The organism is Pseudomonas sp. SIMBA_067, from assembly GCF_046534675.1.
GTDB classification, from domain to species: domain Bacteria; phylum Pseudomonadota; class Gammaproteobacteria; order Pseudomonadales; family Pseudomonadaceae; genus Aquipseudomonas; species Aquipseudomonas putida.
In genome coordinates, this window is the sequence record NZ_JAWRYH010000700.1 from 1 (window position 1) to 260 (window position 260).

General features: G+C 46.2%; 1 protein-coding gene. It reads right to left on the bottom strand.

From position 1 onward, the window contains the following. On the bottom strand, window positions 1-260 hold a 260-nt coding region (locus tag SB765_RS30945; RefSeq protein WP_410932662.1), incomplete at both ends, for an Hcp family type VI secretion system effector.

Consider the following 260-nt stretch of genomic DNA (forward strand, 5'->3'; position numbering starts at 1 on the left):
CCGGCATGGTTAATGCGATACCAGCGAATCTCCGCACTTTTCAGCGTCTGACCAGTAGCAACGGCTTTGTATAAGTATGGGCTGGCGCTATCAAACTCTTTTTCAATCATAATGGGAGAGTGTGATCGCTTGCCGGTGATTTTACCGTTGGCACTATCCACTGGAATATTTAAACCGTGACTGAAGCCAACAATTTCGATAGAACCATCACGATCCTGAACGTCTACAGATCCCTTAATATCTGCACCGCCGTCATCTTT